Below are 12,221 nucleotides of genomic sequence, written 5' to 3' on the forward strand. Positions count from 1 at the left end.
CACTACAAGGAGTCCCTGTGTCTGCACACGAACAATCCATTACCCTCGCCCGCCACGCAGCGCGCGCCGCGGCAGAGAAGCTTGCCGAGGACATTGTCGCCCTGGACGTCAGTGAGCGCCTGGCGCTGACCGACGTCTTCCTGATCGCTTCGGCTCCCACCGAACGCCAGGTCAATGCGATCGTGGACGGCATCGAGGAAGAGCTCCTGAAGCAGGACCTTCGTCCCGTACGCCGCGAAGGCCGGTCTGAAGGCCGCTGGGTACTCCTGGACTACGCCGACATCGTTATCCACGTCCAGCACGCCGAGGATCGTGTGTTCTACGCGCTGGAGCGCCTGTGGAAGGACTGCCCCGTGGTTGACCTCGAACTCGGTGATGACGCTTCGGCCAAGGCTGTTGCCGGCGACGATTCCGACGCCAAGTAGGCATTTCACCTCGGAATATGCCCGATTTGGAATTATCGGAAATGCTGTTCTAAGATATTTGAGTTGCTTCGGCGGGAAGGGCTGGAAAGCCTGAAAGCGGAACAACAAGAATATGGGGCTGTGGCGCAGCTGGTAGCGCACCTGCATGGCATGCAGGGGGTCAGGGGTTCGAGTCCCCTCAGCTCCACCATCACGATCTCCCTCTTCGCAAAGGCGAAGGGGGAGATTTTTGTTTTCCGGACAGTGCCGCGCTATGTGATCCACATCATTCGGGCTCGATTTCGCATCTCGATACTTTGTGGGTAGTATTGACGAGTTGCTTCGGCAGGAAGGGAAATCTTCCTACTGAAAACAACAAGTCCGGGGCTGTGGCGCAGCTGGTAGCGCACCTGCATGGCATGCAGGGGGTCAGGGGTTCGAGTCCCCTCAGCTCCACTTCGGACAAAAGGCCCCGCTCGTCAGAGCGGGGCCTTTTTCGTGGAACCGGGGCTACTCCTGTGGCCGGGCGAATTCCGCAGCGCTCAGGAACTCGACGCCTTGGAAGGGTTCATCGCCTACCACCCGGGCGTTGTGGCCCGGCGGGATGGTGTAGGAGTCTCCGGCGGAAATACTGATGCGGTTGCCGTCGTCGGTTTCCACTTCCAGGGCTCCGGAGACGCAGAAGCCGACGTGGTTCAGCTGGCACGTATCGGTGCCCACCACCGGCTTGATGCAGTCTGCCCACGTCCAACCGGGTTGGAAGGTATTTCGCCCAATGGTGTAGTCGCCCACGGTGACGATGTCCACCACGGTCTTGTCCGGTCGGCGGGTTTCGTCCGGAGAGTTATGTGACTTCACTTGCAGTTGCGTGACAACATTGACAGTCATGGTTTTGCTCGCAGGGGAGGGGAGCCGGATCGCTGATGGTCCCGGCGCCGGGCTCACGGGGAAGCCGGGATCAGTGCCCTGAACGGGTGTTTGTGCTGTGTGCACCAACCACGTTCCTCCCCAGCGGCCGTGAAGTCGAGACACTTTTGCGTACGAATTTCTTACATCTGCAAAAAGGAAAAGCACCGTGATGTTATCTGGGTTGGATGCTCTGTTCGGCACCTTGGGGCGCTTTCCCGATGTTGAGGCGGACAACCTGCACGCCTACGATGCGACGGACCGGCTCCTGCTGGACACAGCTGCCGAACTGCTTGCAGCGGATACCCGCGCAGTGGTGATCGGCGACCGCTACGGAGCCCTCACCCTCGGTTCCCTGGTGGGCCTCGGCGTCGACCATGTCCGTGTCCACCAGGACCTCTTTACCGGCCGCATGGCCCTGCGGCACAACGCCCGCGCAGCGGGCCTTGAAGGCCGGTACGTGGCCCACGAACTTGGCGAGGACCTGCTTTCGGGCGCGAACCTGGTGCTTCTGCAGTTGCCCAAGTCGCTGGCTGAACTGGAGGAAATTGCCGACGCCGTGGCCCGGTTCGCTGCGCCCGACGCGGTGCTGCTGGCCGGTGGCCGCGTGAAGCACATGAGCCTGGGCATGAATACGGTGCTGGAGAAGTCGTTTTCGGTGGTGCAACCACAACATGCCCGCCAAAAATCCAGGGTGGTGAAGGCCAGCGGGCCCGTAGCCACAGCCGGCAAGGCGCCTTACCCGGTCCTGGAACACGTGGATGAGCTGGACCTGGACGTCTGTGCCCACGGAGCTGCGTTCTCCGGGGCACGGCTGGATATCGGCACGCGTTTCCTCCTGACTTTCGTGGACCGCATGCCGGCTGCCGGCACAGTGGTGGACCTTGGATGTGGCACCGGGATCCTGGCCGCGATGTATGCGCGCCGGTATCCTGCGGCCAAGGTGCTGGCGACAGACCAGTCCGCCGCTGCCATTGCCTCGGCCCGCGGAACAGCTGCTGCCAACGGCCTGCACGGACGGGTGACGGTGGTCCACGACGATGCGATGTCCTCGTTCGACTCCGGCAGTGCGGAACTTATCCTGCTGAACCCTCCCTTCCATCTCGGTGCCAGCGTCCACGCCGGCGCCGCCCTCAAGATGTTCGAGGCTGCAGCACGCGTGCTTGCCCCGGGCGGGGAACTCTGGACGGTCTACAACAGACACCTGCAGTACCGTCCGGCTTTGGGACGCATGGTCGGACCAACAACAGTGGAGGGCCGCAACCCGAAGTTCACAGTGACCCGGAGCCGGAAGGCCTGACCCCGGCACGCCCGGCGTGTCATGAAACACGTCAGTGCCGCAGGCGTCACATAGAATTCAGTGTCGTCGGTATCTGCCCCTGGCTCCGGTTGTTGTGTGCACATACCCGTCTGAGCGGGGGTGACGTACGATTCTGACACAGATGAAGTTCAAGGAATTTGTTTCTCAAGACAAGGGGAATCCGTGACTGAGATCCGGACGCCGGCACCAAGGCGCGGAACGAACCTACCCCGCATGGGCGACTTCAATCTGACGGTGATCCTGGAAGCTATCCGGCGGTCTTCCGGAGGACTCAGCCGTGTTGAACTCGCACACATTGTGGGGTTGTCGCCGCAGACCATTTCCAACATCTCCCGCCGCCTCCTGGACCAGGAACTCATTGTCGAGGCGGGCAAGGAAGGCACGGGTCCGGGCAAGCCCCGCACCATCCTTCGCCTGAATCCGTCCGGTATGTACGCCGTGGGGGTCCACCTGGACCCGGCCGTCATTACCTTCGTGGTCCTGGACCTGCTGGGGGATGTGGTCAGGCATTCGCGTATGGCCACCCCGGGTGGCGACCCGGCCGCGGTCATCACGAGCATCGCCGGGCAGATCCAGGTGCTCATCGAGGAATCGGGCGTGGACCAGTCAAAGATCGCCGGCCTGGGCGTCGCCGTGCCGGGCCCGATCGACCTTGACGAAGGTTCCGTTGTTGAGCCGCCGTTGCTGACCCGGTGGAACCGGGTGCGCATCCGTGAAGCCCTCACCGAAGCCACGGGCCTTGAGACGTTGGTGGACAAGGATGTCACCAGCGCCGCCGTTGCGGAGACGTGGGCAGGTGGAGCGAGCGGGGCCGGCAGTTTTGTGTTCATGTACATGGGAACCGGCATCGGCTGCGGCCTTGTCCTCAACGACGAGGTGGTCCGGGGTACGTCCGGCAACGCAGGCGAGATTGGGCACATCATTGTGGACCCGGACGGCCCTCCCTGCGATTGCGGGCTGCGGGGTTGCGTGAAATCCTCCTGCATCCCACAGGTCCTGGTGGCCGAAGCAGAGGCTGCCGGTGTCCTGGACGGTCATGGCCAGGAGGACGGCCCGGCCGTGCAGGAGCGCTACGCAATGCTGTGTGACAAGGCGGATGCCGGGGACGAAAAAGCGATCGCCATCCTGGAGAAGTCCGCCGTCCTCGTTGCCCGCGCGGTTTCGGTGGTAACGAACACCCTCGATGTTGAACGCGTGGTGTTCGGCGGGCCGTTCTGGGGCCGGATGTCCAAGTACTTCCTGGGCAGCGTCCCCGAGCTGATTGCGCAGAACAGTGCCGCCCGCATGATTCACGGCATCGAAGTGGTGGGCTCGGGCGTAGGCGAGGACGTGGGCGCCATTGGGGCAGCCTGCCTCGTCCTGGAACACACCCTGGCGCCCCGGGCGCAAAGACTTCTGCTGGAAGGCTGACGCTCTGTCTTGGGGATCAGTCGATGTCTTCGACGATCTCCCCGTACGGAATGGACTCATCCACGTGGGCCTGGTGACCGGTAGGTCCGTGGTTGTAGGTGATGCGTACCCCGTGGCGCTGGTCCGCGGCAGACTGGAGTAATACGGGCCGGACTGCGTCATTGACGTGTTGGGTCTGGCTGTCGAGGTACTGCTGGTAGGCGGCTGGTAGCTGATGCATGGCAAAAGGATAGACCTCCGGAGTCCGCATGGGGAGGGGTACCCATTGCGGGCCGAGGCGGTTGCGGCTTGGATAGAGTGGCCGGAAGCAGGACCGCGCCGGACACCTGGTGCGGCAAACTGAAAACCGAACGCCACCGAGGGGATATCGAGTGCTTCAAAACACCGCCACAGCCGGGATCGATGCACCGGATATGGCCCGTGCGCAGCAACTCGTTGGCGGTATCGTCCGCAGTTTCGAAGCCAAGGTAGTTGGCCAGGAACGGTTGCGGGAAACCCTGGTGATCGGCCTCCTCACAAGCGGCCACATCCTTTTGGAAAGCGTTCCGGGGTTGGCCAAGACCACCGCCGCGCATGCCCTTGCCGAGGCCGTCAGCGCCGATTTCCGGCGGATCCAATGCACTCCCGACCTGCTTCCCAGCGACATCGCGGGAACCCAGATCTTCGATGCCACCAAGGGCACCTTCGTCACGCAACTGGGGCCTGTCCACGCCAACATCGTGCTGCTCGACGAAATCAACCGGTCCAGCGCCAAGACCCAGAGCGCCATGCTGGAAGCCATGCAGGAACGGCAGACATCCATCGGGGGCGAGTCCTATCCGCTGCCACAACCCTTCCTGGTCTTGGCCACACAGAACCCCATAGAGCAGGAGGGCACCTACAGGTTGCCCGAGGCGCAGATGGACCGCTTCATGCTCAAGGATGTGCTTGACTACCCGAGCCCGGCGGAGGAAGCCGAGGTGATTCGCAGGATCGACGCCGGCGTGTTCGACTCAGGACAGAAACCTCCCGCTGCCGCGTCGTTGGACTCGGTGCTCCAGGTCCAGGAACTGGTGCGGCGCGTCTACACCGATCCGGCGATTGTCCGGTACATCGTTGGCCTGGCGTACGTCACCCGGAATGCTGCGCAGTACCTTGAGCCGCAGCTGGCCTCACTGATCGAGTTCGGCGCAAGTCCACGGGCCAGTATCGCCTTCAGCCAGGCCGCCCGGGCACTGGCACTCCTCAGCGGACGCGACCACGTTATACCGGAAGACGTCAAACGCCTGGCCCACAGGGTCCTCCGGCACAGGATCGTGCTTGGCTTTGACGCGGTGGTGGAGGGCATTGCCGTGGAGACAGTCATTGACGCAGTCCTGGCGTCGGTGCAGACACCCTAGGGGCGCCAGTGCCCAGCCTGCTCCAACGCGTCAAGGCGAAGATGTTCATCTTTGCCCATCGGAAAACAACGGCACTGCTTGACGGCGAATACGGTTCGGTCTTCAAGGGACGCAGCCTGGACTTCGACGACCTCCGTTCCTATGTCCCCGGTGACGAGGTCCGCGACATCGACTGGAAAGCCACCGCCCGGCACGGTTCACCCTTGGTGAAGCGCTACACGGCAGTCCGGCGCCACTCCGTCCTCCTGCTGGTGGACACCGGGCGGACCATGGCCGCCGAAGCGGCTTCCGGGGAAGCAAAAGTGGACCTTGCCATCCAGGCGGCAGGAGTGTTGGGCTACCTCGCCTGCCGCCACGGTGACGACGTGGGCCTCCTTCACGGATCGGTCGGAGCGACCCGCTACCTCCCGCCGCGTTCCGGCGAACACCACCTCGAACGGCTGCTGCGCGAGGTGCAGGAAGCCGTGCGCCCCGACGGGCTTGCGAGCGCACTGGCCGGGCAGCTCGACTACGCGTTGCGGTTCTTGAAGGGGCGGTTCCTTGTGGTCGGGGTGGCCGATGAGTTCATGCCGGACGCACGGACTGAGGAGTTGCTCCGCCGGTTGAGGGTGCGCCATGAAGTTCTTTGGCTCACCATCAGGGACGCCGACCTGGCGGGGGAGGAAGGCGGCGGGTCAAGCCGGGATGTTGGGCAGGGATTCGTGATTCCGGGGGCGCTGGCGGACAGCAGCGAAGTCCGGCAGGCCTATGCGGTGGCAATGGACCGGCGTGATTCGCAACGCAGGGATGTTTTCCGTCGGCTGGGGATCGCGGAGGAGCAGGTGGGCAGCAGCGGCGAGATGGTGTCCGCGGTGTTCGCGTTGTTGGAGAGGCACAAGTCCGGGAAGGCCAAGCGTGCAGGATAACTCCGGTTTCTACGGTCCTCTTCCGTACAGCCAGGCGTGGTTCTGGCTGGGTGTGCTGGTCTTGCTGGTGGTGGCCGCTTGGTATGCCTTTCTCTTGTGGCCCCGCCGCAAGAGGGCACGCCGGACCCGTCCGGTGGTTCCCCGGGACCTGGCGGGCTTGCGGCTCTCCTGCCTGCAGGCGATCGATTCGGTCGTGGCCGATGCCGACGCCGGACGGTTGCCCGAGCGCGCCGCACACCAGCGCTTGAGCTTCCTGGTGCGGGAATTCGCCGGGCACGTGACGGGAAAGCCCGCCACGTCCATGACGCTGGAGGAGTTGCGCAGATACGCCCTGGAACCGTTCGTCGACGGGATAGCAGGCATCTATCCTGCAGAGTTTGAACCCGTAAGTGGCCGCACGGTCCAGGACTCCGCGGCAGCTGCACGGGAGGCGGTGCGCGCATGGAATTGACGTCCTGGTGGGTTGTCCCGGCAGCGGCGGCCGTCGTCGTCGTGGCGTGGTTCCTGCACCGCAGGCGCCGGCAGGAGTCTTCCCGGCTGGTGGCCCATGGAGACCGTCTGACGGCCCTGCCGGAGTACCAACGGGCCCTCGGCAGGCACCGCACATCCTTGATCGTGGCGCTGGTGCTTGCCTCGGTCTTCCTGGCCGCCACGGTGACGGCAGCGGCCCGGCCCGCCCAACGCAGTTCGGAGCAACCTGAAGCCAGGAACCGCGACATCGTCCTTTGCCTTGACGTCTCCGGCTCCATGACCAGTACCGACGCTGCCTTGGCGGCCGTTTTCGAGCGGCTGGCGCGGGAATTCGACGGCGAGCGCATCGGCATGGTGATTTTCGACAGCAGCAGCGTCCAACTGTTCCCGTTGACGGATGACTACGACTACGTGGCCGGGCAACTTGCTGAGGCCCGGACAGCCTTGGACAGCGGCGCCGGGTCCTTCTTTGACGGAACATGGAGCAGGGGAGGATCGTCGCTGATCGGTGACGGGCTGGCATCCTGCGTGCAGGCTTTTCCTGATACGCCGCCCGGCACTGGGGACGCCCGGCGCTCGCGGTCGGTCATCTGTGCCACGGACAATTTCCTGTCCGGGGACCCGATTTTCACGTTGGAGCAGGCCAGTGAACTGGCCAAAGGCAAGGACGTGAAAGTGTATGCCCTGAATCCGGGGGACTTGGATTACGGCGGGGCCGCAGACCAACCCGGGGCCCAACTGAGGGCGGCCGCCGAAGCAACCGGCGGCAGCTACTACACGCTGGACAGCCCGGACGCCGTCCCAGGGATCGTTTCCACAGTGGAGGAGAGCCAGGCCTCGAGTTACCTTAAAGCGCCGCAGGCCGTGATTACCGACTCTCCCGCGTGGCCTCTAGGCCTGGCACTGGTGTCCGGCGCGGGTCTGTTGCTGCTTGGCTGGCGGTCGCGCCTATGACGCTCGCACCGATCATTCCCTTGCCGTTCATTGCCCTGGCAGGCGTTGCCGTGGTCGCGTTCGTCGTCTGGACCCTCTCTGCCCGTAACCAGCCCCAAACGCCGGCACGCCGGACGACGCTCCGGGCGGCCGCCGTCGTGCTCTTGCTTGTTGCCGCGCTCCGCCCGGGCTGGCCCGGTGACGGTGGCCGGACCGCAGTGGCGGACCTGGATGTGTTCTTCGTGGTGGACACCAGTACCAGCATGGCGGCGGAGGACTACCAGGGCAGTGGGATGCGCCTCGCAGGCGTCCAAGAGGACGTGCTGGGCGTGGCCAAGGAACTGGCCGGCGCCAAGTTCTCGCTGATCACCTTCGACAGCAAGGCGACGGTGCGCATGCCGTTGAGCCAGGATGCCACAGCGCTCCAGACGGCTGTTGCCACCCTGCAACCGCAAAATCCCCGCTACGCCGCAGGCAGCAGCATCACCGAAGCCGGTGCGCTGCTGAAGAAACAACTCACTGCGGCGAGGGAGAAGCACCCCGGACGTCCTGCGTTGGTGTTCTATGCCGGGGACGGTGAGAACACGGCAGCGTCGGGGCCTGAACGCCTGCCGCTTGATCCCTCGGTAGTCAGCGGGGGAGCGGTGCTCGGCTATGGAACTTCGGACGGTGGCAGGATGAAGGACCCCTCGGACCCGAAGGGCGGATACGTGAAGGACAAGAACGCTGAGGCAGCCATCTCGAAGATCGACGAGGACGCCTTGAGGACCATCGCCACCCAACTGGGCGTCCCGTACCTGCACCGGACGGGAGGCGCGGGAACCGGAGAGATGCTCAGCAAGGCCAACCCCGGTGCCGTTAGCGCAGTTTCCGAGGACGGATCCGGACGTGTGGAACTGTACTGGTTGTTGGCGCTGGCAGCTTTCCTGATCCTGGTGCTGGAGCCGTTCCGGCACGTGACGGTCCTGAGGGCCCTGCGGAGGTCCGGTACGCGGGGAAGGAGACTCGTCCGGTGACTCGTCCAGTGACTCGTCAAGGTACCGAAGCGGGCAACGCACGACGACGGAGGCGTCGCCTTGCGTTGTGGTCCGTCCCTGCTGCCCTCGCTGCGCTCGCCGTTGCTGCGAAGCTGCTGAGCGTCGGAGCCTTGGGCGGCGCAGCGGCGGAAGCGTTCGCAGTGGGAAACCAACACGGGGTTGCGGATGCTGCAGGCGGGCTCTTGTTCGCCAATGTCCTGGAGCCGCACAAGGCCCTGGTTGCCTCGGGAGATGCGTACGTGGTGGCCGGTGACTTCACCTCGGCGCGCAGCGATTTCACGAAGGCCCTCAATGCCGGGCCGGGGGACGACGAATGCAAAGTCCGGGTCAACCTTGCCCTGAGCATCGAGAAACTGGGGGACTCCGCCACGTCCTCCGGGGACCCCCAGGCTGCCGCCCTGTATGCGGAGGCCCTGGAGGTGGTGCAGGAAGCTCCGGCATCCTGCCACGAGGACGGGCCTGGCAACGGTGACGGTGAAGGCCGGCGGCTGGATGCGGCCCGGGAGCGCCTCGAAGGAAAGAAGACTTCCTCCTCCGGCGAATCGCCGGCGAAAGACCAAGGGCCCGGGCAGCCCTCCGTCCAGCAACAGGACCAACTCCAGCAGTTGCAGGAGAGCGCCCGGAAGGCACAAAGTGAGCGGACCGAAGGCCAGGACCGTGACCGGTACCTTCGTGGCCCCGACGACTCAGGCGTGGACCGGCCCTGGTGAGGCTGTGGAAAAGGCGACCGGCCGCCGTCGGGCGTTAACGCCTACTCCCAGACGATCTCGTCGTCCACCACGCCGTCTTCGTCGGCGGAAACCACCAGGGTTTCGTCCGTGAAATGCGAGCCGAGCGTGAAATCGAGCACGAAGTAGCGCTCAGGCTGTCCGGGGTAGATCGCTACGTGGCCAAGTTTGAGGGCCTTGAGGAAGACATCGTTGGTGAGTTGGTTCTTGTCCCTGACACCGAACACCGACTCCAGTTGTTCTTCCTTGAGTTGCGAGCTGTGGAAGTGCAGGAACTGCTGGGGGTTGGTACCGTCCTGGTCCAGTTCGTCGGCGATCATCTCGCGGACCTGGTCCACCAGCTCCGGGAGGAACCTGAGGCGGTAGTCCACCTTGTGTAGAGCTGCCTCGTCGAAATGGTCGTGCGCTGTGACATTGAGGTCCAGCTCCAGGGCGTTTCCGGCTATTTCGTGTTTGGCCACGAAGCAGTGTTCACGCCCGTGATTGAGCTCGATTTCCCCGAAATGCTTGCTCGCTACCTTGCCCATGTGATCAATCTAACCCCATCAACCAGAGGGTTCCAGCACTTCGCGATATTTCACCGCCGCCGCTGCGGAGCCTTCGACGGCGCGGGTTTGAGCGGCGGCAATCCGGCTTTCCCGGACGTTCCCCGCAAGGTGTCCGCAAGGAGCTGGGTAAAGAGCTGTACCTGCGCTGTGCGCTTCTCGTTGATGAGCAGCGCGAACACGTTGCGCGCCAACCGGATGTCCGGAACGTCAAGGACCACGACGCCGGATGGCCGGTTCCGCAGCGCCAGTTCCGGAACCAGCGAGGCACCCAGTCCGGCCGCCGTCATCTCGAGGCTCGCGTGGAAGTCGTCGCTGTACGCCACTACCCGGGGGTGCAGGTTGCAGCTGGCGAACAGGCGTTCGATCACCAAGGCATCGCTGGTCCCGGGGTGGTGCACGATCCACGGCATATCCGAAAGGTGTGCCGCTTCGATCTCCGCATCCTCACGGATCTTCCAGGAAGCCGGCAGCACCACGCGGAAGTTGTCATCGCCGATCCACTGGCGTTCCAAGGAGTGCGGCCAGGCCAAGCCGGACTGGCCCACCTGGTAGACGAGGGCAACGTCGAGTTCGCCGCCGGTCCGGAGTCCCTGGATGGTCTGGGCAGGCTCGGCGACGGAGACTTTGAGCTCGATTCCCAGGCCGTTCCAGCGATCGTTCCGCAGGATGTCCGGCAGGACATACGTTGCCAGGCTGGGGAAGATGCCAAGCCGGAGCTCCTGAGCAGGCGCGTCGTTGGTCCTGGACGCGGCAGCCATGAGCGCTTCCACATCCGTGAGGACCTTGGACGCATGGCGGGTCATGGTGACCGCCGCCTCGGTTGGCACCACGCTCCGGGCTGAGCGTTGGAACAGTTCCACGCCCGTGTCCCGTTCCAAAGCGGCCATTTGCTGGGAGACTGCAGAAGCCGTGTAGCCAAGCTGGGTTGCGGCGGCCGCGAAGGACCCCAGCCGGGTGACCTCCAGCAGGGTCCGGAGGTGGAGAAGATTGACCATCAGAGGATTTTAGCTGTTCGCCACGCCACAGTTTTCAAAGTGTCACGACACGCCGGGAGCCGGCGACACGCGGGAGATTTAATGTGGCTAAGTAGTCCACAGGGTGTGGATTTCATCTCTCACTTTGGCGGAATTACGGACATTTTGAGGCCCCCTGCCTGTGGACGACCGGTGGATTGAATGACATACTTGTAATACATCATCTTGGGGTTCCGGCGAGGCGCTTGCACTACATGTAGTATCGATTTACGGATTGAGCGGGAAACCAGCACAAGACCAAACAGAGCGTGTTGGCTGTCACGGCAGCCCGCGGGTCGTCATCGGATGCAGTACATGGTTCCGGTTGAGCCCGCCAGATACGAAGAGCAACAGACTTCAACTAAGGGGACAGGGATCATGACCGTAACGGTTTACACGAAGCCGGCCTGTGTTCAGTGCAACGCAACCTACCGGGCGCTCGACAAGAAGGGCATCGCCTACCAGAGTGTCGACATCTCCCAGGATGCCGAGGCCCTTGAGCGTCTGAAGGCACTGGGTTACCTGCAGGCACCGGTCGTGGTAACCGAGCAGGACCACTGGTCCGGATTCCGCCCGGACAAGATCGAGGAACTGGCACAGACCGTTTCCTCCTCCGTGGCCTAAGGTTCGTCAACAACGACGCCACAACAGACAAAGAATTCCTATGTAGTCGAGGTGACTCCCATGGCACCGCTGGCAGCGGCCACCGTACGCAACACCGCGGAAGCTGTCACCACCAGGAGTCACCTCATCTACTTTTCCTCCACCTCCGAAAACACCAAGCGCTTTGTCCAGAAACTGGGCCGGGATGCCGCGCGCATTCCGCTTTACGCCCAGGATGCGCCGCTTCAGGCCCTTGAACCCTTCGTCCTTGTTCTGCCCACCTACGGTGGCACCAACGGCGAAGGATCCGTGCCCAAGCAGGTCATCAAATTTCTGAACAATCCGCGGAACAGGGAACTGATCCGCGGTGTTATCGGAGCGGGGAACACCAACTTCGCGGACAACTATTGCGCAGCCGGGGACATCATCTCCGCCAAGTGCAAGGTGCCGCATCTCTACAGGTTTGAACTCATGGGGACGCCCGAAGACGTCGACCGGGTCAATCAAGGATTGGAAAAGTTTTGGACACGACTGTCGCAGAAACAGAAGTAACCGGGGGCACT

Annotated in this window: 15 protein-coding genes and 2 tRNA genes; 13 read left to right on the forward strand and 4 right to left on the reverse strand. The window is 63.6% G+C overall.

Going from position 1 to position 12,221, the window contains the following annotated elements; genetic code table 11:
- The first annotated feature begins 17 nt into the window (after window positions 1-17).
- The 3 genes from rsfS to ACH488_RS00385 all read left to right on the forward strand — a co-directional run bounded on the left by rsfS (window position 18) and on the right by ACH488_RS00385 (window position 860).
- A complete protein-coding gene (rsfS, locus tag ACH488_RS00375; RefSeq protein WP_397321570.1) occupies window positions 18-425 on the forward strand; it encodes a ribosome silencing factor in 408 nt (135 codons plus the stop codon).
- Window positions 426-539: 114 nt separating this feature from the next.
- Window positions 540-615: transfer RNA gene (locus ACH488_RS00380), tRNA-Ala, on the forward strand.
- Between the two features lie 172 nt (window positions 616-787).
- Window positions 788-860 (forward strand) — tRNA-Ala (locus ACH488_RS00385).
- 54 nt (window positions 861-914) lie between these two features.
- Here ACH488_RS00385 and ACH488_RS00390 read toward each other — a convergent pair.
- Window positions 915-1,292 carry a cupin domain-containing protein gene (locus ACH488_RS00390; protein ID WP_397321571.1) on the reverse strand — a complete coding sequence of 126 codons (378 nt, stop codon included), beginning with the start codon at window positions 1,290-1,292 and terminating at the stop codon, window positions 915-917.
- A gap of 190 nt (window positions 1,293-1,482) precedes the next feature.
- Here ACH488_RS00390 and ACH488_RS00395 point away from each other — a divergent pair, with 190 nt between their 5' ends.
- Entirely contained in the window at window positions 1,483-2,610 is a 1,128-nt protein-coding gene (locus ACH488_RS00395; RefSeq protein WP_397321572.1) for a class I SAM-dependent methyltransferase, read from the forward strand.
- 234 nt (window positions 2,611-2,844) lie between these two features.
- Entirely contained in the window at window positions 2,845-4,041 is a 1,197-nt protein-coding gene (locus ACH488_RS00400) for an ROK family transcriptional regulator (protein ID WP_397321573.1), read from the forward strand.
- A gap of 16 nt (window positions 4,042-4,057) precedes the next feature.
- Here ACH488_RS00400 and ACH488_RS00405 read toward each other — a convergent pair whose 3' ends face one another.
- Window positions 4,058-4,261 carry a hypothetical protein gene (locus tag ACH488_RS00405; RefSeq protein ID WP_397321574.1) on the reverse strand — a complete coding sequence of 68 codons (204 nt, stop codon included), beginning with the start codon at window positions 4,259-4,261 and terminating at the stop codon, window positions 4,058-4,060.
- A gap of 151 nt (window positions 4,262-4,412) precedes the next feature.
- Here ACH488_RS00405 and ACH488_RS00410 point away from each other — a divergent pair, with 151 nt between their 5' ends.
- The 6 genes from ACH488_RS00410 to ACH488_RS00435 are packed head-to-tail and all read left to right on the forward strand — an operon-like array spanning window position 4,413 to window position 9,476.
- On the forward strand, window positions 4,413-5,420 hold the full coding sequence (locus ACH488_RS00410; protein ID WP_397321575.1) for an AAA family ATPase: 1,008 nt from the start codon (window positions 4,413-4,415) through the stop codon (window positions 5,418-5,420).
- An 8-nt stretch (window positions 5,421-5,428) separates the two neighbouring features.
- A complete protein-coding gene (locus tag ACH488_RS00415; RefSeq protein WP_397321576.1) occupies window positions 5,429-6,325 on the forward strand; it encodes a DUF58 domain-containing protein in 897 nt (298 codons plus the stop codon).
- Window positions 6,315-6,776, forward strand: a complete 462-nt coding sequence (locus tag ACH488_RS00420) for a hypothetical protein (protein ID WP_397321577.1) — start codon at window positions 6,315-6,317, stop codon at window positions 6,774-6,776. Before ACH488_RS00415 ends, ACH488_RS00420 begins: the two co-directional genes overlap by 11 nt.
- Entirely contained in the window at window positions 6,767-7,750 is a 984-nt protein-coding gene (locus ACH488_RS00425; protein WP_397321578.1) for a VWA domain-containing protein, read from the forward strand. The genes ACH488_RS00420 and ACH488_RS00425 overlap by 10 nt, the downstream gene beginning before the upstream one ends.
- The gene (locus ACH488_RS00430) at window positions 7,747-8,745 is read left to right on the forward strand and encodes a VWA domain-containing protein (protein ID WP_397321579.1); all 999 of its coding nucleotides are present in this window, start codon (window positions 7,747-7,749) and stop codon (window positions 8,743-8,745) included. The genes ACH488_RS00425 and ACH488_RS00430 overlap by 4 nt, the downstream gene beginning before the upstream one ends.
- Window positions 8,742-9,476 (forward strand): tetratricopeptide repeat protein, encoded by a 735-nt coding sequence (locus ACH488_RS00435; RefSeq protein ID WP_397321580.1) that lies wholly within the window; start codon window positions 8,742-8,744, stop codon window positions 9,474-9,476. Before ACH488_RS00430 ends, ACH488_RS00435 begins: the two co-directional genes overlap by 4 nt.
- Window positions 9,477-9,517: 41 nt before the next feature.
- On the opposite strand, the gene ACH488_RS00440 is transcribed toward ACH488_RS00435, so the two are convergent.
- Entirely contained in the window at window positions 9,518-10,021 is a 504-nt protein-coding gene (locus ACH488_RS00440; RefSeq protein ID WP_397321581.1) for a DUF2004 domain-containing protein, read from the reverse strand.
- A gap of 50 nt (window positions 10,022-10,071) precedes the next feature.
- Entirely contained in the window at window positions 10,072-11,037 is a 966-nt protein-coding gene (locus ACH488_RS00445) for a LysR family transcriptional regulator (RefSeq protein ID WP_397321582.1), read from the reverse strand.
- Between the two features lie 396 nt (window positions 11,038-11,433).
- Here ACH488_RS00445 and nrdH point away from each other — a divergent pair, with 396 nt between their 5' ends.
- Together nrdH and nrdI are read left to right on the forward strand one after the other, a co-directional pair.
- A complete protein-coding gene (gene nrdH / locus ACH488_RS00450; RefSeq protein ID WP_397321583.1) occupies window positions 11,434-11,679 on the forward strand; it encodes a glutaredoxin-like protein NrdH in 246 nt (81 codons plus the stop codon).
- 60 nt (window positions 11,680-11,739) lie between these two features.
- Entirely contained in the window at window positions 11,740-12,210 is a 471-nt protein-coding gene (nrdI, locus tag ACH488_RS00455) for a class Ib ribonucleoside-diphosphate reductase assembly flavoprotein NrdI (RefSeq protein ID WP_397321584.1), read from the forward strand.
- Window positions 12,211-12,221 lie beyond the last annotated feature (11 nt).

Source organism: Paenarthrobacter sp. NPDC018779 (assembly GCF_044391085.1).
Classification (GTDB): domain Bacteria; phylum Actinomycetota; class Actinomycetes; order Actinomycetales; family Micrococcaceae; genus Arthrobacter.